21 protein-coding genes are annotated in these 26,804 nt (G+C 69.0%); 11 read left to right on the top strand and 10 right to left on the bottom strand.

Annotated features, from left to right (window positions below; translation table 11 throughout):
• Position 1: 1 nt before the first annotated feature.
• Positions 2-1,189 (top strand): ABC transporter permease, encoded by a 1,188-nt coding sequence (locus HDC31_RS18405; protein WP_058630819.1) that lies wholly within the window; start codon positions 2-4, stop codon positions 1,187-1,189.
• Between the two features lie 151 nt (positions 1,190-1,340).
• On the opposite strand, the gene HDC31_RS18400 is transcribed toward HDC31_RS18405, so the two are convergent.
• The 6 genes from HDC31_RS18400 to HDC31_RS18375 all read right to left on the bottom strand — a co-directional run bounded on the left by HDC31_RS18400 (position 1,341) and on the right by HDC31_RS18375 (position 5,703).
• Positions 1,341-2,108, bottom strand: a complete 768-nt coding sequence (locus HDC31_RS18400; RefSeq protein WP_113680815.1) for an ABC transporter permease — start codon at positions 2,106-2,108, stop codon at positions 1,341-1,343.
• Positions 2,105-2,878 (bottom strand): ABC transporter ATP-binding protein, encoded by a 774-nt coding sequence (locus HDC31_RS18395; protein WP_113680814.1) that lies wholly within the window; start codon positions 2,876-2,878, stop codon positions 2,105-2,107. Before HDC31_RS18395 ends, HDC31_RS18400 begins: the two co-directional genes overlap by 4 nt.
• The gene (locus tag HDC31_RS18390) at positions 2,875-3,243 is read right to left on the bottom strand and encodes a DUF1048 domain-containing protein (RefSeq protein ID WP_061017439.1); all 369 of its coding nucleotides are present in this window, start codon (positions 3,241-3,243) and stop codon (positions 2,875-2,877) included. The genes HDC31_RS18395 and HDC31_RS18390 overlap by 4 nt, the downstream gene beginning before the upstream one ends.
• A gap of 2 nt (positions 3,244-3,245) precedes the next feature.
• A complete protein-coding gene (locus tag HDC31_RS18385) occupies positions 3,246-3,596 on the bottom strand; it encodes a PadR family transcriptional regulator (protein WP_046748117.1) in 351 nt (116 codons plus the stop codon).
• A gap of 248 nt (positions 3,597-3,844) precedes the next feature.
• Complete coding sequence (locus HDC31_RS18380; protein ID WP_113680813.1) at positions 3,845-4,483, bottom strand: response regulator transcription factor; 639 nt, start codon at positions 4,481-4,483, stop codon at positions 3,845-3,847.
• A complete protein-coding gene (locus HDC31_RS18375) occupies positions 4,471-5,703 on the bottom strand; it encodes a sensor domain-containing protein (RefSeq protein WP_258546327.1) in 1,233 nt (410 codons plus the stop codon). Before HDC31_RS18375 ends, HDC31_RS18380 begins: the two co-directional genes overlap by 13 nt.
• A 108-nt stretch (positions 5,704-5,811) precedes the next feature.
• Here HDC31_RS18375 and HDC31_RS18370 point away from each other — a divergent pair, with 108 nt between their 5' ends.
• The 3 genes from HDC31_RS18370 to HDC31_RS18360 all read left to right on the top strand — a co-directional run bounded on the left by HDC31_RS18370 (position 5,812) and on the right by HDC31_RS18360 (position 14,580).
• Positions 5,812-6,579, top strand: coding sequence for an ABC transporter ATP-binding protein (locus HDC31_RS18370; RefSeq protein WP_113680811.1), 768 nt, complete (start codon positions 5,812-5,814; stop codon positions 6,577-6,579).
• Positions 6,579-9,098 (top strand): ABC transporter permease, encoded by a 2,520-nt coding sequence (locus tag HDC31_RS18365; RefSeq protein ID WP_179516401.1) that lies wholly within the window; start codon positions 6,579-6,581, stop codon positions 9,096-9,098. Before HDC31_RS18370 ends, HDC31_RS18365 begins: the two co-directional genes overlap by 1 nt.
• 286 nt (positions 9,099-9,384) lie before the next feature.
• Positions 9,385-14,580, top strand: a complete 5,196-nt coding sequence (locus tag HDC31_RS18360) for an isopeptide-forming domain-containing fimbrial protein (protein ID WP_179516400.1) — start codon at positions 9,385-9,387, stop codon at positions 14,578-14,580.
• Positions 14,581-14,655: 75 nt separating this feature from the next.
• Here the strand turns inward: HDC31_RS18360 and HDC31_RS18355 are convergent, their stop codons facing one another.
• The 4 genes from HDC31_RS18355 to HDC31_RS18340 all read right to left on the bottom strand — a co-directional run bounded on the left by HDC31_RS18355 (position 14,656) and on the right by HDC31_RS18340 (position 20,498).
• Positions 14,656-17,097, bottom strand: coding sequence for a LuxR C-terminal-related transcriptional regulator (locus HDC31_RS18355; RefSeq protein ID WP_257022334.1), 2,442 nt, complete (start codon positions 17,095-17,097; stop codon positions 14,656-14,658).
• 199 nt (positions 17,098-17,296) lie between these two features.
• Positions 17,297-18,625, bottom strand: coding sequence for a threonine/serine exporter ThrE family protein (locus HDC31_RS18350; protein ID WP_113680067.1), 1,329 nt, complete (start codon positions 18,623-18,625; stop codon positions 17,297-17,299).
• A 20-nt stretch (positions 18,626-18,645) separates the two neighbouring features.
• Entirely contained in the window at positions 18,646-20,001 is a 1,356-nt protein-coding gene (locus tag HDC31_RS18345) for an anaerobic C4-dicarboxylate transporter family protein (RefSeq protein ID WP_058633065.1), read from the bottom strand.
• A complete protein-coding gene (locus tag HDC31_RS18340) occupies positions 19,998-20,498 on the bottom strand; it encodes a Type 1 glutamine amidotransferase-like domain-containing protein (protein WP_258546181.1) in 501 nt (166 codons plus the stop codon). The genes HDC31_RS18345 and HDC31_RS18340 overlap by 4 nt, the downstream gene beginning before the upstream one ends.
• Here HDC31_RS18340 and HDC31_RS18335 point away from each other — a divergent pair.
• The 7 genes from HDC31_RS18335 (at position 20,475) to HDC31_RS18305 (ending at position 26,736) form a co-directional block, all read left to right on the top strand.
• On the top strand, positions 20,475-21,257 hold the full coding sequence (locus tag HDC31_RS18335) for a DUF11 domain-containing protein (protein ID WP_147251137.1): 783 nt from the start codon (positions 20,475-20,477) through the stop codon (positions 21,255-21,257). The two genes, HDC31_RS18340 and HDC31_RS18335, sit on opposite strands and share 24 nt — an antisense overlap.
• Before the next feature lie 58 nt (positions 21,258-21,315).
• Entirely contained in the window at positions 21,316-22,461 is a 1,146-nt protein-coding gene (wecB, locus tag HDC31_RS18330; protein ID WP_113680069.1) for a non-hydrolyzing UDP-N-acetylglucosamine 2-epimerase, read from the top strand.
• Positions 22,461-22,652: an LPXTG cell wall anchor domain-containing protein gene (locus HDC31_RS18325; protein ID WP_061016041.1), complete on the top strand. Its 192-nt coding sequence runs from the start codon at positions 22,461-22,463 to the stop codon at positions 22,650-22,652. The genes wecB and HDC31_RS18325 overlap by 1 nt, the downstream gene beginning before the upstream one ends.
• Positions 22,653-22,749: 97 nt before the next feature.
• The gene (locus tag HDC31_RS18320; protein WP_061016043.1) at positions 22,750-23,415 is read left to right on the top strand and encodes a hypothetical protein; all 666 of its coding nucleotides are present in this window, start codon (positions 22,750-22,752) and stop codon (positions 23,413-23,415) included.
• Between the two features lie 34 nt (positions 23,416-23,449).
• Positions 23,450-25,192, top strand: a complete 1,743-nt coding sequence (locus tag HDC31_RS18315; RefSeq protein ID WP_179516398.1) for a DUF11 domain-containing protein — start codon at positions 23,450-23,452, stop codon at positions 25,190-25,192.
• An 88-nt stretch (positions 25,193-25,280) separates the two neighbouring features.
• Positions 25,281-25,922 (top strand): exosortase/archaeosortase family protein, encoded by a 642-nt coding sequence (locus tag HDC31_RS18310; RefSeq protein WP_061016047.1) that lies wholly within the window; start codon positions 25,281-25,283, stop codon positions 25,920-25,922.
• 22 nt (positions 25,923-25,944) lie between these two features.
• The gene (locus HDC31_RS18305) at positions 25,945-26,736 is read left to right on the top strand and encodes a glycosyltransferase (protein WP_179516397.1); all 792 of its coding nucleotides are present in this window, start codon (positions 25,945-25,947) and stop codon (positions 26,734-26,736) included.
• Positions 26,737-26,804: the final 68 nt, after the last annotated feature.

The following is a 26,804-nucleotide window of genomic DNA, read 5'->3' as shown; positions in this document are numbered from 1 at the left end:
GATGCCGCGACTCAGTGTCGCTGACAGCATCCGCACGGCACTCATCGGTCCCCGCAGTCGCAAGATGCGCACGGCGCTGTCAGCGCTCGGCGTGGCGGTGGGCATCGCGGCGCTCACCGCGATCACGGGCATCGCCGCCTCGAACCAGGCCCAGCTGCTGGCCGAACTCGACTCCCTCGGCGCGAACATGATCGTCGTGCAGCCGGGCTACGGGCCCGACAACAAGCCGGTCGAGCTGCCGGAGACGGCCGCCGGGATGATCGAGCGGGTAGACGGGGTCGAACGGATCGGGGTGCTCGAGAAGGTGCCGGACGACACGGGGGTGTACCGCAACGACCTCATGCCGAAGAGTCAGGGCAACGGACTGACCGCCTATGCGGCGAGTCCCGACTTCCTGTCGTCGGTGGAGGGATCCGTGGCGAAGGGCTCGTGGTTCGACGAGACGGATCGCTCGCTGCCGGTGACCGTGCTGGGCGCGGCGGCTGCGGCGCGCATGGGCATCACGGAGCCGGGCGTGCGGGTATGGATCGGCGAGCAGTGGTACACCGTGATCGGGATCCTCGACGCAGCGGGCCTCGCCGAATCCATCGACGCGAGTGCGTTCCTCGGCGACCGGTGGGCGGCCGAGCACGTGGCGAAGAAGAGCGACGGCAGGATCGCCGCGATCTACGTGCGCATGGCCGACGGTGCGACGGGGGAGAAGGTCCGCGATGCGATCGCCCGCGCAGCGAACCCCTCGTCCCCGTATGTGCAGGTGAACGGGCTCGGCGACCTCGCCGGTGCGCGGGACACCGCGGATGACTCGCTGTCCGGCCTCGCGGTCGGACTCGCGGCGATCGCTCTGCTGGTCGGAGGGATCGGCATCGCGAACACCATGGTGGTGGCGGTGTTGGAGCGGCGCGGCGAGATCGGTCTTCGACGTGCGCTCGGCGCGCGCTCGGGGCAGATCGCGGGTCAGTTCGTGGCGGAGGCGATCGTGCTCGGCGGGCTGGGGGGCCTCGCCGGAGCCGCGGTCGGCGCGCTCGGGGTCGTCGTCTACGCCTCGATCCAGGGGCAGGCGGTGACGATCCCTGCGGTCGTGCTGTTCGGTGGCCCGGTCGTGGCGCTGGTGGTCGGCGTGATCGCCGGGCTCTACCCCGCGATCAGCGCCGCGCGCCTGTCGCCCACGGCGGCACTCCGCACGGTCTGAGGCCCTGGGTTCGGTTTCGAATCGCGCGAATGGTCCCTTTCACGGCGCGGATAGAACCGTTCGCGCGATTCGAAGGTGCCGCCGAGCGCGGCGAAACGCCCCGGCCGGGGAGAAGTCCCCGGTCGGAGCGTTCCGTCTCGCTTGGCGTCGATCAGCTGACCTTCTTCCGGTAGGAGATGATCGCGAACACGTAGGCGACCACGAGGATCCCGACGCACCAGGCGAGGGCGACCCAGATCTCGGACCCGACCGGCTCCTGCGCGAACAGCGCCTGGATGGTGTTGACGATCGAGGTGACGGGCTGGTTGTCTGCGAACCACTGCACCGGTGCCGGCATGGTGTCGGTGGGCACGAACGCCGAGCTGATGAACGGCAGGAAGATCAGCGGGTACGAGAAGGCACTCGCGCCGTCGACCGTCTTGGCGTTCAGGCCCGCGATGATCGCCAGCCAGGTGAGTGCCAGCGTGAACAGCATCAGGATGCCGATGACTCCGAGCCAGGCCCAGAAGCTCGCCCCGGTGCGGAAGCCCAAGAGGAATCCGACGCCGAAGATGATCGCCAGGGTGATGGCGTTCGCCGTGAGGGACGTGAGCACGTGGGCCCACAACACGCTCGATCGGGCGATCGGCATGGAGTGGAACCGCTCGAAGATGCCGCTCTGCATGTCGGTGAACAGCCGGAACGCCGTGTAGGCGATGCCCGACGCGATCGCGATGAGCAGGATGCCCGGCAGCAGGTAGTTCACGTAGTTGTCGACGCCGGTGCTCTGCTGGAGGGCGCCGCCGAAGACGTACACGAACAGGAGCATCAGGGCGATCGGGGTGACTGCCGTGGTGATGATCGTGTCGGGGCTGCGGAAGATGTGCCGCATGGAGCGGCCGGTGAGTGTCGCCGTGTCGGCGGCGAAGTGCGTGGTCATGCTGCCTTCTCCTTTCCGGATGAGGGGCCGATGAGGGTGAGGAAGATCTCCTCGAGGGTGGGCTGCTTCTCGACGTACTCGACCTTCGCGGCCGGAAGCAGGCGCTTGAGCCCGGCGAGGGTGTCGTTCGCGATGATGCGGCCCTCGTGCAGGATCGCGATGCGGTCGGCCAGCTGCTCGGCCTCGTCGAGGTACTGCGTGGTGAGCAGCACGGTGGTGCCGGTGTTCGCGAGCTCCTTGACCACGCCCCACACCTCGATGCGGGCTTCGGGGTCGAGGCCGGTCGTGGGCTCGTCGAGGTAGATGACTTCGGGGTCGCCGACCAGACTCATCGCGATGTCGAGCCGGCGACGCATACCGCCTGAGTAGGTGCCGACCTTGCGCCCGCCGGCCTCCGTCAGACGGAACGTGGCGAGCAGGTCGTCGGCGACCTTCCCGGCGTCGGGCAGATGCCGCAGCTTCGCGACGAGCACCAGGTTCTCGCGTCCGGTGAGGATCTCGTCGACCGCGGCGAACTGTCCGGTGAGGCTGATGCGCTCGCGCACTCCGACCGGGTCTGCGGCCACATCCACGCCCTGCACCGTCGCGGTTCCGGCATCCGACTTCAGCAGGGTGGAGAGGATGCGCACCATGGTGGTCTTGCCGGCGCCGTTCGAGCCGAGGAGGGCGAAGATGCTGCCCTTCTCGACCTCGAAGTCGACGCCGCGCAGCACGTGCAGATCTTTGTAGGACTTCTCGATGCCGTGCACCGAGATGGCGGGGTTCGTCATGATTCCTCCTTCTTCTTCGCGTCGTCGAACGCCTTGATGAGGCGTGCGCGCTCCTTGTCGATCCACTGCCGTCCGCCGTACGCGGCGGCGTAGTTCTCGGCGAACTCGACCGGGTCGTCTCCGACGATGGCGCTGACCGGGGTGCCGTCGAGTGCGGCGCGCTCCCACATGTCGGCGATGTCGAGGAACATCTTCACGATTGTGTCGCCGTCGGTGACGCCGCCGTAATACATGTTGTAGCGCTGCTGCGCCTTCGCCATCTCGCGGTACGGCTCGGGCAGCGCGTTGATGCGGGCCTGGGCCTGCTTGTACAGCTTCTTCTCTTCGAGTGATCCGGTGATCGCTTCGATCCACTTCGCGGCCATGATCAGTTCTCCTTGTTCGTGGTGTCGGTGTTCGTGCTGTTCAGCTGTTCGATGTGCGTCTTGAGGAAATCCCAGGTCTTCCAGAACTCCTCGAGCTCCTGCCGGCCCTGCGCGTTCAGGGTGTACACCTTGCGGGGCGGACCCTTCTCGCTCGGGACCTTCTCGACGTCGACGAGGCTCTTCTGCTCGATGCGCACGAGGAGTGCGTAGATCGTGCCCTCGGCGATGTCGGTGAATCCGTGGTCGCGGATGCGTGTGGTGATCTCGTACCCGTATGCCGGCTGCTCGGCGAGGAGGGCCAGAACGATGCCCTCCAGAGTGCCCTTGAGCATCTCGGTCATCTGCTTGCCCATCAGGTCCTCCTCTCTTCTCGGTTCAGTACTCAGTGTTGCTGGGTACCGGTACAAAGTAACACTGAGTACCGGTACTTAGCAACACTAAATACCAAGTTTCTTCCCACGCTCGACGCCGAGACCCATCGCCTGCGCCGAGACCCACGCCTGCACGCGCCTAGAGCCGTGGGTCTCGGCGGCAAGAGTGGGTCTCAGCGCCGAGAGGGGGTGGAGGAGGGAGGGGAGAGGGGGGAGGGAGCGGGGGGGGGCTAGGAGCGGAGGTAGGCCAGGACGGCGAGCACGCGGCGGTGGCCGCTGTCGCTCGAGGCGAGGCCGAGCTTGGCGAAGATATTGCCGATGTGCTTGCTCACCGCGGTCTCGGTCACGAAGAGCCGGTCGGCGATCGTGCCGTTGTCGAGGCCTTCCGCCATAAGGCCGAGCACCTCGCGCTCGCGCGGAGTCAGCGTCTGCACCGGGTCGTCGGCGCGACGACGGCTCATCAACTGCGAGATCACCTCGGGATCCATCACCGTGCCCCCGGCGGCCACGCGGTGCAGGGCGTCGACGAACGCCGCGACCTTGCCGACGCGTTCCTTGAGCAGGTAGCCGAGACCGTCGGCTCCCGCTGCCAGCAGCTCACCGGCATAGCGATCCTCGACGTATGCCGACAGCACGAGCACGGGGAAGCCGGGGCGACGGGCACGGGCCTCGGCGGCGGCCTTCAAGCCCTCGCTGGTGAACGTCGGCGGCATCCGCACGTCGACCACCGCGGCATCCGCCTCATCCAGTCGGTCGAGGAAATCGTCGGCGTTGTCGACGGCGGCGACCACATCGAACCCCTCGCTACGCAGCAGCAGCGCCAGCCCCTCGCGCAGCAGGGTGTCGTCTTCGGCGATCACGATCCGCATGGCAGCTCCGCTCTCAGGGTGGTGGGGCCCCCGACTGGACTCGTCACGTCAAGGGTGCCCTCGAACGCCTCGATGCGGCGACGGATGCCGGCGACCCCACCGCCGGGTCGCTCGACCGCGCCGCCCACACCGTCGTCTTCGACCGTGATGACCAGAAGCTCGCCGTCGCGCTCGACCCGCACCGCGGCCCGGGTCGCCTCGCTGTACTTGCTGACGTTCGTGAGCGCCTCCGCCACGACGAAGTAGCTGGCCGACTCGACCGCCGCCGGCACACGTCCGATCTGGTCCGTCTCGACCGTGCAGGGCACCACGGTGCGCCCGGCGAGCGAGGCCAGGGCTCCCTCCAGACCGAGCTCATCGAGGATCGGCGGGTAGATGTCGTGCACCGTGCGGCGGAGCCCTGCGAGCGCCTCGGTTGCGGCATCCTGCGCTCGCCGCAGGGGTTCGAGCACGTCGCCGCCGATCTCCTGCGCGCGCTCGGCGATCCCGAGCATCATCACCACGTTGACCAGGCGGTTCTGCGCACCGTCGTGCAGATCGCGTTCGATCCGGCGCAGCTCGGCCGCGTGGGCGTCGAGCGCGGCAGCACGGCTGAGGGTCAGGGCGTCGACACGGGCCGCGAGGCGCGACTTCTCCGGCGTCGCGAGCAGCTTCGCCGACACGAACGACACCAGACGGGCGACGGCCGGGATCAGGAAGACCGCGAGGAGCGCATACGCCACCGCGAGCAGCGGCATCGTGGCCGCGAGCTCCCAGGATGTGACGGGGTAGACCGAGCCGACCGGGTCGTCGGCGGGGGCGAACTGCCAGTAGTAGGTGATGGCGAGGGTGTTGATCGCCGCGACGGGGAGCGAGATCGTCAGAAGAGAGACGAACAGCACCGGAATCCCCTGCACCGCCAGCCACAGCACGTCTCGGCCGGTGGCGCGCGAGAACGCGAAGCGCAGACGATCGTCGAGCGTTGAGCCCGGCGGGAGCACGTGGCCGATCGGCGTCAGCTCCTCGCCCCGGTAGGCGCCCACACGTCGACGGTTCAGGTCTGTCCAGCGGTGCAGGCTCTGCACGGCCTCGGGCATGAGCAGCACGCCGCCCGTGAGGATCATGAAGGGGAGCAGCACGATGCCCAGGCAGAGGAACACCACGGATGCGATCGAGACCGCGGCCTCGACGGCCAGGTATCCCCACGCTCGCAACCAGCGGCGCATCCATCGGTCCTTCACTCTCACAGTCTGCCCGAGCGATCGCGACGGCACGGTATAGCCAGCCCCACCATCGAAGCGGCAGCGGGCGGGATGGGATGCCGCCCGGCCCGTCCCTAGCGTCGAATCATGACCTCCACACCACTCGCCTCGGCCGTGAACACGCGGCCCTCCGAAGCACTCCGGTTGCAGTCCGTCGTCAAGACCTACGGTTCCGGCGCCAGCCGCGTCACCGCCCTGCGCGGCGTGGATCTCGCCATCGCGAAGGGCACGTTCACCGCGATCATGGGCCCGTCCGGCTCGGGCAAGAGCACCCTGCTGCACAGCGCTGCGGGACTCGACCGGCCGAGCAGCGGCACCGTGCACCTCGGCGGGACCGAGATCTCGGGGCTGAAGGCGCGCCAGCTCACGGCGTTCCGTCGTGATCACGTGGGATTCGTCTTCCAGGCGTACAACCTGCTGCCGGCTCTGAACGTCGAGGACAACATCACGCTGCCGCTGCGGCTCGGCGCCCGTCGTCTCGAAACGCAGTGGCTCGACTTCCTGCTCCACGCCGTGGGGCTCACCGAGTTCCGCCGCCGCCGCCCGTCCGAGCTCTCCGGCGGTCAGCAGCAGCGGGTGGCGATCGCCCGCGCGCTCATCACCCGGCCCCATGTGGTGTTCGGCGACGAGCCGACCGGCGCCCTCGACTCCCGTTCGGGCAAGCAGGTGCTCGATCTGCTCGCGCACACGGCACGAGAGCTGAATCAGACCGTCGTGGTCGTGACCCACGACCCCGTGGTGGCCGCGCACGCGGATCGCACCATCTTCCTCGCCGACGGAGCCTTCGCGGGATACCTCGACGGTGCCGACCCTGCGCAGATCAACGCCCGCATGAGCGCATTGGGCGAGTGGTGATGTCGGGGTCGCTGGGTCTGGGGCGACTTGTCGGCGCCGACCTTCGCCATCACCGCGGAAGCTTCGTCGGCGTGGCGGTCGCGGTGTTCGTCGCGAGCGCACTGGTGACGGGCCTCGGCGTGCTCGTCGAATCCGGCATGCGCGGAGGGCTGGCGCCCGAGCGCTACTCCGCGGTCGACATCGTGGTCGGTGCGCCACAGCAGGTGGATGTGCCGGAGGACCTGCCGGTTCCCCTCCGGGAGCGCGCGCCGCTGCCGGTCGACGCGGTGCGCGACATCGCCGCCCTTCCGGGAGTCGACCGCGTCGTCGCCGACGTCACGGTTCCTCTCGTCCTGCAGGAAGCGGATGCGGCCGGTGCCGTCGTGGTCGAGGCGCACCCCTGGCCCGCCACCGCGCTGACCGGCTTCGAGCTGCATGAGGGGCAGGAACCCGCGGCGGCGGATGAGGTCGTCGTCACCGTCGGCAGCGGTCGTGCCGTGGGCGACACGGTCGTCCTTGCCCACGGCGGCGTGCCGTCGGAGTACCGCGTCGTCGGCGAGGTCGCCGCTCCGGTCGCACCCGAACGCGGCGCACATGTCTTCCTGAGCGAGCGCCGCATCGACCAGCTCGACCCGCACGGGGGTGCCCCGCAGGCGCTCGGCGTGTTCGTTTCCGGGGCGGATCCCGAGCAGACGGCGAGCGCGATCCACGAGGCCGACCCCCGCCTGGTCGCCCGCACGGGTGACGCCCGCGGCGACGTGGAGTTCCTCGACTCGGGTGCGGCGCGGTCCACGCTCGTGGCCATCGGCAGCGCGTTCGTCGGCACCTGCATCCTCGTGGCGATGTTCATCGTGGCAGGCACGCTGTCGCTGTCGGTGCAGTCGCGCCGTCGTGACTATGCCCTGCTGCGCGCGGTCGGTGCGAGCCCTTCCCAGGTGCACGCGCTCGTCGCCCGTGAGGTGCTGTGGGTGTCGGCGGTCGCCGTTCTGCTCGGCATCGTGCCGGGATACCTGCTGTCGACCGTGCTGCAGTCGGCCTTCGTCGCCGGGGGTGTGATCCCGGGCGACTTCGCCCTGGCATTCAGTCCGCTTCCCGCGGTCGGAGCGGTGCTGCTCGTGCTCGCCTCCGCCTGGGGTGCCGCGCGTATCGCGGCGGCTCGGGTCGCGAAACTCGATCCGGTGGAGGCTCTGCGCGAGTCGGCGACGGGTGCCCCCGTCATCGGACTGCCTCGCATCATCACGGGCATCGTGCTCGCCGCTGCGGGCATCTCGGTCTCGACCGTGCCGCTGGTGGTGCGCGGGCAGATCGCGGCCGGTGCGGCGGCCGGCGCAGCCATGCTGCTGATCATCGCATTGGCGGTGCTCGGCCCGTGGCTGGTGTCGCTGAGCGTCCGCCTGATCGGAGCGGTGCTGCATCGGCTCTCATCCGCAGGCTTCCTCGCTTCGGCGAACGCCGCGGCCAACAGCAGGCGCCTCGCCTCCGCGATCCTGCCGATCGCCCTCGGCATCGGTCTGGGACTCGTGCAGATCGGGGCGCCGTCGATCATCGCGGCCGAGGCGGCGACGCAGGCCAGTGCCGGCGTCATCGCCGACCTGCGCGTGACGGCCCCGGCGGGTCTCTCGCCCGACATGATCGACACCATCCGTGAGACACCAGGGGTGGCCGAGGTCTCGGGGGTCGCCCTCAGCGCGGCGGTGGTGGACTCCTTCGATTTCGAAGGCAAGCTCCAACGAGACGAGCACGTGCTGCAGGGCATCGATCCGACGAACATCGCGAACAGCCTCGATCTGCGGGTGCGGGAGGGGGCGCTCGCGCAGCTCGACGGCACCACCACGGTCGCGGTGAGCACGGACGCCGCGCAGGCGCTGGGGCTGAACATCGGCGGAACGGTCGTCGGGTACCTGGGCGACGGCTCGCCCTTCGAGGCCGCGGTCGTCGCGGTGTACGAGCGGGGTCTCGGCTTCGGCGACCTCACCATGGCCGCCGATGCGGTCAGTGCCCACACCACGGCAGGTCTCGATGCCTTCGCGCTCGTGGCGGTCGACGCGGGCGCAACGGATGAGGTCCGTGCAGCGTTGGGCGCGAGCGGTCTGCTCGTGAGCGAAGGCTCGGGGCAGGAGGCTGCGGGAGCGGGAGCGCAATCCCAGCAGGGGTGGGTCAACCTCATCGCCCTGCTGGTGATCCTCGGCTACATCGCGATCGCGGTGGTGAACACGCTCGTGATGGCGACGGGGGAGCGTTCGCGCGAACTGGCTCTGCTGCAGCTGATCGGCGCGTCCCGCAGGCAGGTGCGCGCCATGATGCGCGTCGAGGCGATGCTGGTGGCGGTGATCGCGATGGTGTTCGGTGTCGTGGTCGCGATCCCTCCGCTCATCGGGGTGAGCATGGGGATCTCGGGCCAGCCGGTACCCGCCCTCCCGGTGCTCGGTTCGCTGGCGATCGTCGGTGTCATGGGCGCGCTGGCGCTCGTGGCGATGTGGATCGGCACCGTCTCGTCGATGCGCACGCGTCCGATCGACGAGATCGGGTCGCGACAGTAGCGCCCCGCACCCGAGCAGGCGCACCGGTCTCCACGGTGCGCCTGCTCGGCGTCTCCCCCGCGCGCGGCGGTCCCCCTCGCGCGTGGGGGAGGTGGCACGGGAGGGAGGGGTGAAAAGGCGGGGTGAAAAACCTGCGCCCGCCCGGAACGGACCTCGCGCCCACGCCAGGCTGGCGGTGGCCCGGACCGAGTCCACCATGCCCGAATGGTGCTCGGCGGTCGCCTGAGGGGGCGGGGGCTTCCGTGCGCGAACGCGCAGCGGCGAAGCGATGAATGGGGAGACAGTCATGGGATTCCGTGTTGCCCGCAAGGACCACACATCCGATGGCCTTCCGTCCGAGCGGTTCAGCCGCTGGCGGGGCCGCGCGAAGAAGCTGATCGGGGGCGCCGTCAGCACGGCGCTCGTCGCCTCGTCGATGGTCTTCATCGGTGGAACGCTGACCGCCGCTCCCGCGGCCGCGGCCGACCCGTTCCTCTGCACGCCGGGAGCGGTGTACGTGCAGAGCGCCACCGAGGTGCGCGAGTTCGTCGTGAACGAGCAGGGCACGCCCGGCAACGGTGGAACGCTCGGTGCCAGCACGCTCGGCGTCGACCACTCCAACAACGCCCTCGGCATCTCCTCGAACGGCCGCTACGCGTACACCGTCACCAACGCCGCCGGCACCAAGACCCTCGCCAAGCACGATCGCGTGACCGACACCACGACCCGCACCACGTTCTCGCTGAACTCGTCCGTGCTCCGCGGCGCCGTCCACCCGGTCACGGGTGTCTACTACTTCGCCAGCGGCACGGTGAACGGCGCCATCAACCTCTACGCGTGGGAAGAGAACGTCACCCCGCAGACCTTCGTCCAGGTCGGAACGCTCCGCCCGACCGCGGGCAGCAGTGCCTTCGGTGCGAACGGGGACATGGCGTTCAGCGCCTCGGGTCAGCTCGTGCTCGTGGCGGACAACTTCATCTACTCCTCCGACCTGCCCACCTCGCTCACCCCGAGCACCGCCACGATCGACGCCAAGCAGGTGCACGACATGGGCGCCGGCGTCCAGGGCAACGGCATCGCGTTCGGAAACCTCGGCCACATCTTCGTCTCGGTCTCGGGCGGCGGAAACCGCATCATCGAGGTCGACCTGCCCCGTGGCGAGACGGTCAACACGACGTCGCTCGGAACGTTCCAGCCCACCGACATGGCGAGCTGCACGTTCCCGAACACGCTCACGCTGAAGAAGGATCTCCCGGAGGGGCGTCACCTCGCCACGGATCAGTTCGCCCTGCGCGTGCAGTCGCCCGCCGGGTACCAGGTCCCCCAGACCGACGCCGTCACGCGCGGTGAGCGCACCGGACTGCAGCCCGACTACGCGGGCCCCGTGTTCACCAACCAGGGCGACGTGTTCCGACTGAGCGAGGCGGCATCCGGCACGACGGATCGCACGAGATACGCCGAATCCCTCGACTGCGTGCAGGTCAATCCCGACGGTTCGACGGTGCCGGTCGCCGTGACGGCCGACGGTCAGGTGACTCAGCCCGCCGGATCGCTCGGCACCGACGTCACGTGCACGTTCACCAACGTGCGCCTCGCTCCGGATCTGGCACTGCGCAAGACCTCCGACCCCGCCCCGGGGGCGGCCGTGCACGCCGGCCAGCGCATCACCTACACGGTCGAGGCGGAGAACACCGGCAACACGCGTCTCGACCCCGTGCAGGTGGCCGACGACCTCTCCGGTGTGTTCACGTCTGCGACCTACCAGGGCGACATCGCCACGAAGATCGACGGAACGACCGTCACCTCCGGCGCCGCGACCGTCACCGGCGACGACCTCGCCTGGACCGGCGTGCTCGAGCCCGGCCAAGTGGTCACCATCACCTATTCGGTGATCGTCGACGAGGGCGCAGAGGGAGAGCGGATCGCCAACAGCGTCACCGCCTCCGGCACCCCGCCGGGCACCCTTCCCCCGCCCACTCCGCCGACCGTCACGACCGAGCACCCCGTGGCGGGGTACACGGTGGTCAAGACGGCCGACCCGGCATCGGGCACCGTCGTGGAGCCCGGTCAGGTCATCACCTACACGGTCACCGGAACCAACACCGGCGCCACCGTCCTGAACCCGGCATCGATCGCCGACGACCTGTCGGGTGTGCTGGCTCACGCCGCCTACAACTCCGACATCGCGACCACCGTCGGCGGTGCCCCCGTGACCTCTGGGGCGGCGACGATCAACGGGAACGCCCTCTCCTGGACCGGCGCGCTGCAGCCGGGACAGGCCGTGACCATCACGTACTCCGTGACCGTCGGACCGGAGACCTCCGGCAAGATCCTGAAGAACACCGTCAGCGGCACGGCGACGCCGACCACCCCGAAGCCCGGTGACCCCGAGGGCCCGCAGGTGCCGGGAGAGCCGATCGTCCCGCCGACGACGACCACCGAGCACCCGGTCGTCGGCTCCGGCTTCACGATCAGCAAGTCCGCCGACCCCGCGTCGGGCACGGCCGTGTCCGCGGGCGACACCATCACGTACACCATCACCGGTACCAACACGGGTGACACCGACCTCGACCCGGCGAAGATCGTCGACGACCTGTCCGGTGTGCTCGACAGCGCCGCCTACAACGACGACGTCACCGCCGACCGCGGCTCCGTCGCCGTGTCCGGCACCACGCTCACCTGGACCGGCGCCGTTCCGCGCGGCGAGTCCGTCGTCATCCGCTACACCGTCACGGTCGACGCCGATGTCCAGAAGGCGCTGCTTCACAACACCGCCACCGGCACGGCCACGCCGCGCATCCCGGTCGACCCGAGCGACCCCGACAGTCCCACGACTCCTGGCACGCCGATCGTCCCTCCCGCCGTGGAGACGAACCACCCGGTGGTGGACACCGGCTTCGAGGTGACGAAGTCCGCCGATCCCGCCTCCGGCACCGCCGTGCGCGCGGGTGACACCATCACCTACACGATCTCCGGCGTCAACACGGGCAACACCGCACTCGACCCCGCGACGATCGTCGACGACCTGTCCGCCGTCCTGGCACACGCACAGTACAACGGCGATGTGACGGCCTCCACCGGCGCGGTCGCCGTCGTCGGCACGACGCTCACCTGGAACGGAGCGCTCGCACCCGGCACTCGCGTCGACATCACCTACACGGTGACGGTCGATGCCGATGCGACCGGCGTGCTGCTGCGCAACACCGTCACGGGTGAGGGCACCCCTCTCATCCCGACCGACCCGACCGACCCCGAGAGCCCGACCACGCCGGGCACCCCGGTGACGCCCCCGCCCTCCACCACGGAGCACCCGGTCGCCACCTCCGGTTTCACGGTGTCGAAGTCGGCCGACCCGGCGACGGGCACGCGTGTCGACCCTGGCAGCGTGATCACCTACACCGTCACGGGCACGAACACGGGCGACACCGTGCTCGATCCCGTCTCGATCGCCGATGACCTGCGCCCCGCGCTGGCTCACGCGGCCTACAACGACGACGTCTCGGCCAGCCGTGGCGACGCCCGCGTGGCCGACGGGGCGCTGTCCTGGAGCGGCACGCTGCGCCCCGGACAGAACGTGGTCATCACCTACTCGGTGACTGTCGACGCGAATGCGGGTGGCGAGACGATCGCCAACACCGTGACCGGCACGGCGACACCGCTGATCCCCACGGATCCGAGCGACCCGGAGAGCCCGACCACCCCTGGCACGCCGATCACGCCCCCGCCGGCGACCACCGAGCACCCGGTCAACCAGCCCGGATTCACGTTCGCCAAGACGGCCGACCCCGTCGCGGGAACGGCAGTGGACCCCGGCGACGTGATCACCTACACGCTGACCGGCGTGAACACCGGTCAGACGGTGCTCGACCCGGTCGCGATCGCGGACGACCTGTCCAAGGTGCTGCCCTACGCGTCCTACAACGAGGATGCCGCCGCGGTCGTCGCCGGAGCACCGGCAGGAGCAGTGGCGTTCGACGCCGCGAAGCTCAGCTGGTCGGGCGCCCTCGCGGTCGGTCAGACCGTCACCGTCACCTATTCCGTGACAGTGAAGGCCGAAGGCGTCGGCTCCGTGATCGAGAACAGTGCGACGGCGACGGCGACCCCGCCGGGAGGCGAGGAGATCACCCCGCCGCCCGGCACCACGACGAACGCCGTGAACGTGCCCGGATTCTCGGTGTCGAAGAGCGCCGACCCGGCAGCGGGCACGGCGGTCGACCCCGGCAGCGTCATCACGTACACCGTGACGGGCGTGAACACCGGCGAGACCGTGCTCGACCCCGTCGCCATCACGGACGACCTCTCCGGTGTGCTCGCGCACGCCGACTACAACGGCGATGCGACGGCCAAGATCGGGAACACGGAGGCGACGGCACCCGCCGTCACCGGTGAGCGTCTGTCCTGGACGGGCGCGCTCCAGATCGGCGAGACCGTCACGCTCACCTACACGGTGACCGTGAAGGCGGACGCCGGCGGCACCATCATCGAGAACTCGGCATCAGGCTCGGCGACCCCGCCGGGCGGCGTGCCGCCGATCGAGACGCCCCCGGCGACGACGGAGCACCCGGTCAACGAGCCCGGCTTCGAGCTGCGCAAGTCGGCCGATCCCGCCTCGGGCACCAGGGTCGACCCCGGCAGCGTCATCACCTACACGGTGACCGGCGTGAACACCGGTGAGACGGCGCTGGATCCCGTGCGCATCAGCGACGACCTGTCCGGCGTGCTCGACCACGCCGCCTACAACGGCGACGCGACGGCGACCGTGGTCGACGGATCCGCACCCGCTCCTGTCGTGAACGGCGACGAGCTCACCTGGACGGGTGCCCTCGCCATCGGGCAGCGCGTCACGATCACCTACTCGGTGACCGTGAACGGCGACGCGGGCGGTGCGACGATCGCGAACAAGGTCGCAGGTACCGCCACACCGCCTGGCGGCGGCGAGCTCACGCCTCCGCCCGTGACGACCGAGAACCCTGTCGGCACCCCCGGCTTCGCGTTCCTCAAGACCGCGAACCCGGGATCGGGCACGGCGGTCGCCACGGGAAGCACCGTCACGTACACGCTCGTCGGCACCAACACGGGCGAGACGGGGCTGGACGCCGTCGTCATCACAGACGACCTCTCCGGAGTGCTGTCGCACGCCGATCTGAAGCCCGGTGCGACCGCGGTCGTCGGCGAGCGGACGGTGGCAGCACCCGTGGTCGACGGTACGCAGCTGCGCTGGACGGGCAGCCTCGCCGAGGGTGAGAGCGTGACGATCACCTACTCCGTGACCGTGCATGCGAACGCGGCGGGTGCGACTCTCCGCAACGCGGCTGTGGGCACGGCCACCCCTCCCGGCGGTGGGACGATCACGCCGCCGCCCAGCACGACCGAGAACCCGGTGCTGACGCCGCTCGCGCTCACCGGTGGAATCCTCGCGCCCTGGGTGCTGGGTCTTGCGATCGCTCTGCTGCTCGGCGGTGCCGTGCTGCTGATCCTGCGTCGACGCCGCTCCCAGGCCTGACGGTCATGAAAGAAGGCCCCGCCCGTCGAACTCGACGGGCGGGGCCTTCCGTGTCTTCCCCGGAAGGGTCTGCGCTTACTCCGGCAGGAGACCGTGACGCGCCGCCTGCTCCACCGCTTCGGTGCGGTTGTGCGCGCCGAGCTTGCGGTAGATGCTGCGGAGCTGTGTCTTGAGGGTGTTCTGCGAGACGCGCAGCTCCAGGGCGATCGCAGGAAGAGATGCGCCGGAGGTGAGGGCGCGCAGCACGACCTGCTCGCGTGACGACAGGCGGGGTCGGGCCGCGAATGACGGCAGCGCGGATCGCAGCGGGAACGTCCCACGGCCGGTCGGGTCGAGGTCGGCTCGCACCGTGCCGAAGTCCTCCGCGCTCAGCAGCACGAGGGGAGTGGTGAGGCCCCGATCGGCGAGTTGGGCGTTCAGCGCCTCGCTCGACGGTTGCGCGGCCGCCGGCGACACCCGGTGCAGGGCGGCGCTCTGCACCGCCGAGGCCTCTGCGCGTTCCCTGGCGTTCGTGGGGCGCAGGCGGGTCTGTCCCAGAAGCCGGACCACGTCGGCCGCCTTGCCGTCGATGAGGGCCAGGCGTGCCCGCTTCAGGACGGTCGCGAAGCGGTCGGGGATCGCATCCCGCTGCACCACGGCCTTGGCCGCGTTCACGTCACCGAGGGCGAGATGGAGGAGGATCCGGGGGCGCGACAGCGCCTGGCGCACGTGCGGTGCACCGGCCTCCTTGCCCCGCAGGCGCGCGAACGATTCCAGGCGTTCCAATCCCGCGGCGGCGTCGCCCTCGTGCAGAGCGATCCATGCCTCGACGGAGGCCATCGTCGTCCAGTGCTCGCTGGTCGCGCGGTACGGCTCGAAGTACCTGATGTGCTGCTTCGCGGCAGCGAGATCGCCGTCCTCCACCGCCAGCATGGCCTCGGCCACACGGTAGAACGTGCCGCGGTAGCTGTCGAGCAGCGCCGCGTCCCAGCCGCCGTCTCTGATCAGGGAGACGTAGTGCCTGGCCTCGGGGAGGTCTCCGTTCAAGGCGTGCACGCCGGCGAGGAGGCAGATGCCGTGGAAGGCGTTGCTGCCCCCGTGCGCGGCGGCGAGGGCGGTGGCCTGCTCCCAGAGGTGGATGGCCTCCTCCTGCTGCCCGCCGTAGTAGAGGGAGATGCCGAGGTGCGTGCACAGCAGCGGCATGTCGCGGGCGTACTGCTGCCACTGCGATTCCGGGGTCTCGTTGAACAGGGCCAGAGATCGGGCTGCCACCTGTGCGGCGCGCTCCGGTCGTCCGATGGCGCGCAGCGACGCACTCTCGGCCGCCCAGATGAAGATCCGCTCCGTGGCCGAGAGCGTGGTCCGGCGGGCGTTCGCGGCCGCCACCGCGATGCGCAGCAGCTGGTGTCCGCGCTGGCGCCGCAGGCGGCTGGGCTTCAGGCACATCCCGAGCAGCATGGCCACCAGCGGCTCCTGCTTCAGCCGTGCCACCGGTACGTCGCCGAGCAGTTCGACGACACCGTTCCGATCTCGGTGCAGCAGTCGGTTCCACCCCGACATCGTGACGTGGGTCGCCAGACGCAGGTCGTCGCCCTCCACGGCGAGCCGCAGTCCTTCGAGGGGCAGGTCACGGCGCACGGCACCCTCTGCGGCGATGCGCCTCAGCCCGGGGACCTCGTCCGCGAGGGCTGCGCGGAGCTCGCGGCGCAGCATCCCGCGCGTCAGGGGCGTGAGCTCGAACGAGCTGCGGCCGCCGGCAGCCCAGCGACCGAAGCCGAACATCTCCGCCTGGTCCAGCGCCTTCACGATGTCCGGATCGCCGGTGAGCGCCGTGGCGAGCGGAACGTCGACGGAATCGGTGACGCTGATCCGGAGCATGCCTCGAAGCGCCCGAGGGTCGAAGCCGCACTCGGTGAGCCTGTCCTGCAGGTAGTCCTCGATCACCGTGGTCGCGGCTCGCAGGGACGCGGCATCCATGCCGGTCCCCCGCAGCGCCAGGGCGCGGATTAGCGCGGGGAATCCTCCTGTCGCCTCTCGTGTCGCAGCCGCCGTGTCCTCGTCGACGTCGAGCGCGCGACGGATCTCCTCATCATCGAACATGAGGTCTTCGGGAGCGACGAGCGTCGTGTCGATCAAGAGGTCGAGGCCCTCGCTGTCGAAGGGGCTCGGCCGATTCGTTGCGACGATCAGACGGGTGCGGGCAGCGGCACCGACGGCGCGACACAGCGCGAACGCGCCATCGCGCTCGACGGCGGCAGCATCGTCGAGCACCACGACCAGGTGGCCCTCCGCCTCGTGCAGACGCGCGGCCACGGCGGCCCAGCCCTCGTCGCCGTCGTCCCGCCGGTCGGCTCCGGGCAGGACGCGCAGCAGCGCTCCGGCGAGTGCCTCACTCCTCGTGATCGCCGGCGTCACGGTCAGCCACACGACGTGGGCGGATGTGGTGGCCGCCCAGTCCACCAGGGCCGTGGTCTTGCCGGAGCCGGACGCCGAGCGGATGAGTGTGAGGGGCGTCTCGGTCTCGAACTCGGCGCTCAATCGCGGACGCCTGATGGCGTGCGCCGATACTCGCGGTATACGTCCGTCCCCCTGCGCGACAAATGCCGACACCCCGTACCTCCCCAGGTCCCCTCCCTCTACGATATGCCGAAATCCCGCACCGACAAGCGACGCCCGCCGGGACAGCGACGAACGCAGAGACGAGCGATACCGGGAGAGCGGAGCGTGTCCGTGACCGTCAGCGGTGACCGTTCCGGCGCCAGGGCGCCGTGATCCGCGACCACAGGTTCGGAGCGGGGGCGCTCTCGTCCGAGGCGGGGGGAAGGGCGACGGCGAACTGCACGATCTCCTCGGCGCCGTGGTGCACGACGCGGTACAGCGCGGTGCCGATGAGCACGCCGAGCGCGATCGACATGACCGAGACCAGCGCCGTGGTGAAGTCGGAGAGTCCGCCGTCGGTCGCGACCGCCTCCGTGAGCCCGACGAGCCCGGCGGCCCCGGGGACCAGCAGCCAGAAGGCCGGGAGGAAGGTGAGCTGCGACGGTGCTCCGTGGCGGAGGGTCGCGATCCACAGCACGACGGGGGTCATCGCGACGGCACCGACGAACCCGCCGACCGTCGCGCCCACGAACTCGGTGCCGGCCCATTGGCCCGTGTAGGCGACGACGAGTGCGAGAAGCACCCACCCGAAGGTCGACGGTGGCGCGGAGAAATGCAGATAGTTCCCGAGCGCGAACACGAGGATCCCGATGAGCGCCACCCACCACGGGAGCGGCGAGCCCCCGTCGAGGGCTTCGTACGAGGACGAGTCGACCCCCACGACGGTGCCGGCGGCGAGGATGCCGAACGCCAGCAGCGCCAGCTGCACGAAGCCGTAGACCAGACGGGAGGCGCCGGAGATCATCTGCCCTGCTGCGAGCTCCACGGTGGCGCTCGTCAGCACGCCGCCGGGCAGGAAGGTGACGAGCGGGGCGATGAGCAGGCGGATCGGATCGCCGATCTCGATCACCTCGGCCAGGAGGAAGACCGCGGTGGCGCACACGAACGCCGCGACCACCGGCATGATCAGCTGCAGCGTCGGAGAGCGGACCAGCTTCAGCAATCCGATCAGCGCTCCGAGCACGAACGCGACGATCACGCCCTGCCACGTGGGGGCGAGCAGGAGAGAGAGCCCTGTCGTCAGCACCGCATGCCCGAACGTGCGGGTGATCCAGCCGAGCCGCGGGCGCATCGCGCCGATCTCGTTCAGGCGTCTGATGCCGTCGAGCGGGGTGACCGAGCCGGTCTTCGCCTGGGCGATCAGCTCGTACAGGGCGGCGATCTGATCGAAACGGAACGAGGCGTTCGTCGCCGAGCGGATCGCGACGCGGGACTCATCGGACTCGCCGCTCTCGATGAGGATGATCGTCGGCAGCACCACGAAGTCGGCGTCGTCGCCCCCATAGGCCCTCGCCACCTCTGCGATGACGTCACGGATGCGGTCGACCGACTCGGCGGAGGCGTTCATGCCCTGCGCCAGCCCCAGCAGGAACTGCCGGAGCGTCGCCCGGTCGAGGCCGTCGGTCATGTCGTGGCCGGCCGCTCGGCTCAGGTGAACAGGAACGAGAGCGGCACGCCGACGATGATCGCCACAGCCACGTAGATGAGGTTCGGCAGCTGGAACGAGTGGTCGAAGACGAACTTGCCCATCTTGGTCGTGCCCGTCTGGTCGAACGCGACGGTGGCCACCTGGCTGCCGTTGGCCGGCAGCGTGTAGATGCCCATCGCCGCCGGCCACAGGCCCACCAGGAGGGAGGCGGGGAGGCCGATCGTGATGCCGATCGGCACGATCGCGTTCGTCGCACTCGACTGGCTCGTCGTGAGCATGGCGACCGCGAAGAGGGCCAGCGCGAACAGCAACGCGCCGAGGAACGCCGAGGAGCCGGAGACCACGGAGCCGAGGCCGTCGACGATGAGGGTCTGGTTCGCGGCGACGAAGGTGTTGGCCAGCCAGGCGATGCCGAACAGGGCGATGGCTCCGACGATACCGGCGGGGAACGTCGGCTGCTTGGGCACATCTGCGGCCTTGACCTTGCAGAAGACGAAGATCAGGGCGGCGATGATGCCCATCACGACCTCGATGATGACCGTGACGCTGAGGCGCACCGGGTCGCCGGCGTCATCGGTCCCGATGACCGGACGCAGGTTCTCGAACAGGCCGAAGAGCACGATCACAGCGACGCCGGCGAGGAACAGCGAGGCCGAGAGCACCGCGGTGGGAGGCAGCTTCTTCTCGTGCGCGTCGGTCTCCGGCGGCTTGATCTGGTGATCGGCGAGGCGCTTCTGGAACTCGGGGTCGTCTTCCAGATCTTTGCCATGGCGCATCATCACGAGTGCCGCCACGAAGAGGCCGACGATGGAGGCGGGCCACATGATCAGCAGCAGTCCGCCGAGGTCGACGCCCTGCGGGGCGAGCAGCACCACCATCGAGGCGGTCGCGGCGGACACAGGAGAGCACAGGATGCCGACCTGCGAGGCCACGGCCGACACCGAGAGCGCACGCTCCGGTCGGATCTTCTGCTGGTACGAGACGTCGTAGATGACGGGCAGCAGCGGGTAGAAGATGTTGCCCGTTCCTGCGCCGACGGTGAACAGGAATGACATCGCCGGGGCGAGGAAGACCACCGATCGGGGTCGGCGTCTGATCACCTTCGCCGCGACCGACACCATCCAGTCGATGCCGCCGGCCGCCTGCATGGTCGATGCCGCCGTGATGACCGTGATGACGATGAAGACCGCGTCGACCGGGGCGTTGCCCGGCGCTTCGCCGAAGACGAAGACGAGCACGGCGACGCCGACGAGCCCCCAGACGCCCAGACCGATCCCGCTCGTGCGGGTCCCCATGAAGATCGCGAGGATGACGACGATGAGTTCGGCGACGAGGATCCACACGTTGTCGTTCATGACGACGGTCCCTTCACGATGGGCGCAGCGCCTCTGAGCACCTCGGTGGGCAGCTCGGTCTCGACGATCTTCCCGCCTATGGCCTCCACGCGAAGGGCGAGGGCATCGTCGACCGGGCTCACCGCGGTGACGAACTCGGAGTTCTCGAAGTGCAGCGACTGCAGGTTGCCGACCGCGTACCCCGTCGAGAGCTCTCCGCTGAGCAGGGACGTGTGGAAGAGGGGACGCCGCTGGTCCTCGGCATCGTAGTGCGGGCAGAAGCTGCCGTGCAGGAAGCCGAGTCCCTCCGGCAGCACCTGCAGGGTCGGTCCGTAGCTGTCGGTGGTCCCGCCCTCGAACCAGCAGATGCCTCCTGCACTGCCGCCCGTGAACACCACGTTCGAGTCGGGGTCCTCCCACATCTCGCGCATGATCTCGTCGAGGCCCTGGCGCTTCCAGACGTCGAGCATGTTGGCGGTGTTGCCGCCGCCGACGTGGATCACGTCGAAGCCCTTCACGAAACCGGCCAGGTCGTCGACCGCACGGTGGAACAGGGGGAGGTGCAGCTGGTGAACAGGGCCACGGTGCAGAACCCGGCGGGAGTCCCGGCGGGCACGCCCGATCCGACGATCCTCACGCCCTGCGTCGACGACGTCGCGCAGGCATGTGCGGTGACGGCGGTCCCCGCGCTCGCTTCTCTGGAGATCAGCAAGACGGTGGCGCAGGCCGCCGCGCAGTCCGGCGCGATCCTCGACTACACGATCACGGTCGTGAACACCGGTCCTGGCACCGCGACGCAGATCCCGGTCGTCGACGACCTCCCGGAGGGGACGCGGTTCATCTCCGCCTCGACGGGCGGCGTCGCCGTCAAGGACCGCGTCGGGTGGATGGTGGAGGAGATCCTCCCTGGCCAGTCGGCGACGATGAGTCTCCGGGCTCAGGTTCCGGCAACCCAGAACGGGAAGATCGTCAACCGTGCCACGGTCGCCTACGACGAGGTCATGAACGAATCCCTCCGCAGCGCGGCGAGGCAGGCGGGCATGCCTGTTCCTGAGAATGCCGACCTGTCCGAGCTGCCGGCACTGCCTCCGCTGACCGCAGTGCATGCGTGTGCGGATGACCCCTCGTGGTCGTGCGCCGTCACCACGGTCACTCCGGCTCCGGCCGCTCTTGCCCAGACCGGTGCGACCTTCGCGCTGGCCGTCCCTGCGATCATCCTCCTCGCCGGTGGGGCGTTCCTCATCGTCGTCGGTGTGCGCCGCAGGTCCAACCGCTAGATCCCCTCACACACGTCGTCCCCGGGAAATCCCCGGGGGCTGATCGGAGTACCCAGAAATGACATCCTCTTCCTTCCTTTCGTCCGCTGAGCTTCCGAAATCCTCGGTGATGGTCGTGTTCGGCACCCGTCCTGAGATCGTGAAGCTCGCCCCTCTGGTGCGAAGCCTCGGCGATGCCGCCTACATCGTCCACACCGGCCAGCACTACGACCCCGGCATGTCCCGTGTCTTCCTGCAGGCGTGCGGTATCAGGCGCGTCGATCTCCAGCTGCATGTCGGCGGACTCCCACGCGCTGCGCAGATCGGCCGAGCAGCCGAGCAGATCGCACAGGCGATCACCCAGCTCGACCCGAAATACGTCGTCGTCCAGGGCGACACGAACGCGACCTTCGCCGCCGCGCTCGCCGCGAACGCGGCGGGAGTGCGACTGGGGCACGTGGAGGCCGGCCTCCGGGCGCGGGATCGTCGCATGCCGGAGGAGCACAACAGGGTGATGGTCGACCACATCTCCGATGACCTCTTCGCCGCGACCGAGACCAACCGGGCCAATCTCCTTGAGGAGGGAATCGAGGACGAGCGCATCCTCGTCACCGGCAACCCCGTGGTCGAGGCGGTTCGCATGCAACGTTCCGACGTCGCCGCGGACGTCGACGAGCTCGTCAGGCTCGGGGTCCACCCCGACCGCTACGTGCTCGCGACCCTGCATCGTCAGGAGAACGTGGACACCCCGGCCAACCTCATCTCGACCCTGCACGCGTTCAACGAGATCGCCGCTTCCGGGTGGCCCGTCGTCTTCCCCGTGCATCCTCGAACGCGGGCGATGCTCACCTCACTGGACGCGGAGCATCTCCTCGACGCCCTGATCGCCGAGGAGCCGTACAGCTATGAGCGCTTCCTCGCCCTCGCCGCACACGCGGCAGTACTGGTATCCGACTCCGGCGGCATCCAGGAGGAGGCCACGGTGCTCGGGCGACCGGTGCTCGTCGTGCGCGATTCGACGGAACGCCCTGAGGCGCTGGGATCGTTCACGAAGCTCGTCACACCTCAGACGCTCGCGAGCGAGGCGGCGGCTGTGCTCGCCGATGTCGAGGGGACCCTGGAGAAGCTGAGCGCCTTGCCGTCGCCGTTCGGTGATGGCAAGGCCACGGCACGCATCGCCACGCACATCAATTCCGTCGTCCGCCTCGCCGCAGAGGAGTCCTGATGTACAGCAGCGATCTCACCACGCCTCTCGCCGCCGTCGGCCTCCTCGCGATGACCGGTCCGGATTCGGTGCTCACCTGGGTCATCGTGGGTGCGGCAGCCATGGGAGCTGGAGCGTTGCTCACCGTCCGTCGGCGCGTGCTGCGCAGGGCCGCCCCCGTCGGGCGGGATCGACGCCGGCCATGCCGTTGAGGCGTTTCCCGTGCGGGCGTAATCGAACGTTCGATCCGCGGTCCTATCGGCGGCGATGCACTCTGCGCGTCACTCAAATGGAAGGAAGGGGCTCGAGATGAAGAGCATCCTCAAGACTGCCTGCACCGCCGGCATCGGCCTGCTGATCGTGGGAGGCACAGTGCTCGGTGGGCAGGTGGCCATGGCCGACGACCAGCCGGTCACGCCGGATTCGTCGACGACGACCACCAGCACCAGCGGAACGGAAAGGGTCAGCTCTCCCCAGCTGGTCCGCGGCTACCTCGGTCGCGCCACACAGACGGCTGCCACCGGGGTCACTCCCGGATCGGAGATCAAAGAAGGTGCCGTCGTGCAGCTCGTCAATGATGAGCAGATCGACGGCGTCTACAAGGTGATCCTTCCGGTACCGGCGAACACCACGTTCGCCTCGGCGACCGAGGGCGGCGCGCTGGTCGGTTCCAACGTCGTGTGGACCTTCAACGTGGCGCATGACGGTGGCACGCGGATCGTGCAGCCGATGGCGTCGTTCACGGTCGCCGACGACTACTGGGGACCGACGATCACCAACAGCGCCAAAGTCGTCTACACCGGCGGAGTGTTCACGGACGACGTCCGTTTCACCTACAACTATGCGCACCAGTTCGCGCAGCGCCCTCCGGTGCCGGTGATCGATGCCGGTGTCGGACTCGCCAGCGCCGGTGTGATCGGGGTCGGCGCGCTCGGCGCGCTCGCTCTGCGCCGTCGTTCCACGGCCACCGACTGACCGCGCTCGGCTCACTCAAGAGGAAGAAACCACAGTGAAGAAGAAATCCATCCTCCGGGGTGCGCTGGCCGGGGGGTTGCTCGCCGCTTTGGCGGTGGGCGCCCTCGCGGCGGCCCCGGCTGCCACGGCCGCAGACGTCAACGGCTGGACCGGTTCGGGCGACACCCGCACCGCATCCGCGGCCGGCGCCACTGCCAAGATCACCACCACCGACAAGATCCAGGTGAAGAGCTCCGGTGATGTCGTCAACCTCGCCACCGTCCGCGACGGCGGTGAGCTGGGGCTGAACGTGATCGGTTTCCACGAGGACTTTCCCTGCAAGAACGGCATCGAGTGCGTCCGCGGCAACGTCGTGGTCGACTTCGGTCAGCAGGTGACGAACCCGAAGATCAAACTCGACAAGCTCGGTGGCGACGTCTACGCCCTCGGCGGTGTCGTGAACAGCTCCGCCAAGTACACGCTGACGACCTCCGGCGTGACACTGAGCTCGACGTCCGGAGACCTCGACGTCACCTCGAACACCATCACGTCCACCAACTTCGCGTCGAAGAGCGGAACCGTGCGGGTCAATGGCACGGTCTCCAGGGTCGTGTTCCAGGTCACGATGCGGTCGAAGGGTGCCTTCCTCGGCCTGATCCCCACGTGGACCAAGGTGCCGAGCGACCTGCACAGCATCGACATCGATGTGGACAAGCCCACCAAGCCCGTGCTGACCGTCGACAAGAACGACCACCGCGACGCGGCTGTCATCGGCGACCAGCTCTCCTACGACATCGTCGTCAAGAACTCCGGCGATGCGGCGGCGACGAACGTCGCCATCAGCGACGATCTGCCCGCCGGTCTGACCGGTATCACCGCGTCCTACACGGCGGGTACCTCGGGTCAGGTCACGGTCTCCGGACAGCAGGTGCGCGGCACGATCCCGTCGCTCGCTCCCGGAGCCTCGTCGACTCTGACGGTGAAGGCGACGGTCGGGACGTCGACTCCGCTCGGCAACCTGCGCAACAACGCCTGTGCCGTCGCGACCTCGTCCAACCAGGCGTGCGACTGGGACGACACGACCATCGACAAGCAGACCAAGCCCGTCCTGACGATCACCAAGGACGACCAGCAGGGTGACGTCAAGCTGGGTCAGAACCTGACCTACGACATCGTGGTGCGGAACACCGGTGACGGTGCTGCCAAGAGCGTCGTGGTCAGCGATCCGCTCCCGGCCGGTCTCGACTTCGTGTCGGGCAGCGGTCCTGCCGGCATCACGGTCACGGCCTCCGGGCGCAACGTGACCGCCGACCTCGGCGACCTCGCCGCAGGGCAGTCGGTCACGCTCAAGGTGAACGCCAAGGTCAACCAGTCGGCAGCGCCGGGTGCATTGTCCAACCAGGCGTGCGCCGCCGCGTCGAACGCAGCGAACGTCTGCGCAACCGACACCGACACCGTCAAGCGCGAGTTCTTCCAGTACACGTTCAACTCGAACCCGACCGACCCGCAGCCGGGTCAGGCGGTCACGTACCGGATGGAGTTCGGCAACAACGGCAACGTCGACTCGGCGAATGCGGAGATCGAGTACGCCCTGGCCGGCGTGCTGGATGATTCCACCTGGAACCCGTCCAGCGTCACGGCCAACAGCGGCACCGTCGTGGTCAGTGGCAACACCATCGACTGGAAGGGTCCGCTGGCGTCCGGCCAGACCGTCGTGATCACCTTCACCGGTGTCTGGAACGGCAACGGAGACGGCTTCGCCTTCCCCGGTGTCACCTATTACGGGAGCGCCCGCTAAGGAGCGCCCCGGCGAACAGGAGAGGGCCGTCCTTCCAGGGCGGTCCTCTCCTCGCCCCGTTTTGCACCACCCGCAGTGAGAGGTAGTCATGGCCAGCAGCACGATCGTCGAAGACCCGCGAAGAGAACTCCGACCTCCTGTGCGGTTCGCGCTCGGCGGGCCGAAGGGGGACCGCGCCGCTCGAATCCTCGCGGCGTTGCTGTTGATTCTCGCGGTGCTGGCCCTCGTCTGGGTCAACGAGGCGTTCCGCTCTTTCGAAGCCTCGGCTGCGACCTGGGCTCTCTCCCCCTTCGTCGAGGGTCAGCGTCTTCCCATCGCCGAGCACTACTTCGTGCGGACGCCCGAGCATGAGCTCATCGCCCTTCGCGTCACCGTCGAGTGCACCACGCTGCTGATCGGCGTTCCCCTGACGGTCGTCGGCGCGGTCATCCTCGCCAGCACGCGAGTGCCATGGAGTCGCAGTGTGCTCGGGATCCTGGCGATGTGGGCCATCATCTTCGTCGTCAACCTCCTCCGGCTCGTGATCATCGGATGGTCGACGCAGACCTGGGGTCTCGACCCCGGCTATGAGATCAGCCATGTCTTCGTCGGTTCCGTCGTCGGCATCATCGGCTATGCGCTCGGGCTAGCCGCCCTGTTGCTCATCGTCGGCGTGCGGCCGCGTCGCCGTCGCCGCGTCGTGCCGGAAGAGACCGAGGGGCCTCGCTACCACCGAAACGGCGCGCTCTGACGCGAACCTGAAAGGCCGTTCCATGCTCTCCATACTCAACGCCTTCACGATTCTTCTCGGCGTCGCCTTCGTCACCTACGTCGTCTTCATCCTCGTTCCGTACCTCCGGTACCCGAAGGCGATCCCGGGGGACCCCGCCGACTTCGAATGGCACTTCTTCATCCCGTGCCGTGACGAGGAGGCGGTCATCGACACCACCATCTCGCGCGCCCGTCGGGACTTCCCCGGTGCGCACACCTGGGTGATCGACGACGACAGCGAAGACGCCACCTCGGCGATCGTCTCGCGGTGGGCCGCAGAGGACTCGCACGTGCACCTGGTGCAGCGCCGCCGTCCGCAAGCCCGCACCGGCAAAGGCGACGCCCTCAATGCGGCCTACCATCAGCTGCTGAGCTGGCTGCCCGAAGACGCCGACCATGAACGGATCGTCGTCGTCGTGATCGATGCCGACGGCGAGATGGAGCCCAACGCCCTGGAGATCTGCTCGGCCGAGGACACCTTCGGCGATCCCGCGGTCGGTGCGGCGCAGATCGCGGTGTGGATGAAGAACCGCGACGACAAGAAGCCCTACCCGAACAGTGGCCGGTTCGCGAACACCTTCGCCCGTTTCCTGCTGCGCATGCAGGACCTCGAATTCCGCACGACCATCGCAGCGATGCAGTCGCTGCGCGCGAAGACGGGAACCGTGGGGCTCGGGGGGAACGGACAGTTCACGCGGCTGTCGGTTCTCGACGCGATCGGCGAGAAGTTCGGCGAACCATGGCACGGAGCTCTCCTGGAGGATTACGGGCTCTTCGGACATCCGGTGGGGTGAGGGTGGCCGGGCGGTGATTCGGCGGTAGGGGTCGAGGTCCCCGAGGATCAGAAGCGCTAACTCTCTGA

This window comes from Microbacterium sp. JAI119, from assembly GCF_013410135.1.
GTDB classification, from domain to species: Bacteria; Actinomycetota; Actinomycetes; order Actinomycetales; family Microbacteriaceae; genus Microbacterium; species Microbacterium oxydans.
The sequence above is the reverse complement of the archived record's forward strand: the minus strand, read 5'-3'. Positions and strand labels throughout refer to the sequence as shown.

What these genes read in the sequence shown, in the direction of transcription:
- HDC31_RS18405 (WP_058630819.1), top strand. Translation starts at nt 2, where the DNA reads ATGCCGCGACTCAGTGTCGCTGACAGCATCCGCACGGCACTCATCGGT.
- HDC31_RS18400 (WP_113680815.1), bottom strand. Translation starts at nt 2,108, where the DNA reads ATGACCACGCACTTCGCCGCCGACACGGCGACACTCACCGGCCGCTCC.
- HDC31_RS18395 (WP_113680814.1), bottom strand. Translation starts at nt 2,878, where the DNA reads ATGACGAACCCCGCCATCTCGGTGCACGGCATCGAGAAGTCCTACAAA.
- HDC31_RS18390 (WP_061017439.1), bottom strand. Translation starts at nt 3,243, where the DNA reads ATGGCCGCGAAGTGGATCGAAGCGATCACCGGATCACTCGAAGAGAAG.
- HDC31_RS18385 (WP_046748117.1), bottom strand. Translation starts at nt 3,596, where the DNA reads ATGGGCAAGCAGATGACCGAGATGCTCAAGGGCACTCTGGAGGGCATC.
- HDC31_RS18380 (WP_113680813.1), bottom strand. Translation starts at nt 4,483, where the DNA reads ATGCGGATCGTGATCGCCGAAGACGACACCCTGCTGCGCGAGGGGCTG.
- HDC31_RS18370 (WP_113680811.1), top strand. Translation starts at nt 5,812, where the DNA reads ATGACCTCCACACCACTCGCCTCGGCCGTGAACACGCGGCCCTCCGAA.
- HDC31_RS18365 (WP_179516401.1), top strand. Translation starts at nt 6,579, where the DNA reads ATGTCGGGGTCGCTGGGTCTGGGGCGACTTGTCGGCGCCGACCTTCGC.
- HDC31_RS18360 (WP_179516400.1), top strand. Translation starts at nt 9,385, where the DNA reads ATGGGATTCCGTGTTGCCCGCAAGGACCACACATCCGATGGCCTTCCG.
- HDC31_RS18350 (WP_113680067.1), bottom strand. Translation starts at nt 18,625, where the DNA reads ATGACCGACGGCCTCGACCGGGCGACGCTCCGGCAGTTCCTGCTGGGG.
- HDC31_RS18345 (WP_058633065.1), bottom strand. Translation starts at nt 20,001, where the DNA reads ATGAACGACAACGTGTGGATCCTCGTCGCCGAACTCATCGTCGTCATC.
- wecB (WP_113680069.1), top strand. Translation starts at nt 21,316, where the DNA reads ATGACATCCTCTTCCTTCCTTTCGTCCGCTGAGCTTCCGAAATCCTCG.
- HDC31_RS18325 (WP_061016041.1), top strand. Translation starts at nt 22,461, where the DNA reads ATGTACAGCAGCGATCTCACCACGCCTCTCGCCGCCGTCGGCCTCCTC.
- HDC31_RS18320 (WP_061016043.1), top strand. Translation starts at nt 22,750, where the DNA reads ATGAAGAGCATCCTCAAGACTGCCTGCACCGCCGGCATCGGCCTGCTG.
- HDC31_RS18310 (WP_061016047.1), top strand. Translation starts at nt 25,281, where the DNA reads ATGGCCAGCAGCACGATCGTCGAAGACCCGCGAAGAGAACTCCGACCT.
- HDC31_RS18305 (WP_179516397.1), top strand. Translation starts at nt 25,945, where the DNA reads ATGCTCTCCATACTCAACGCCTTCACGATTCTTCTCGGCGTCGCCTTC.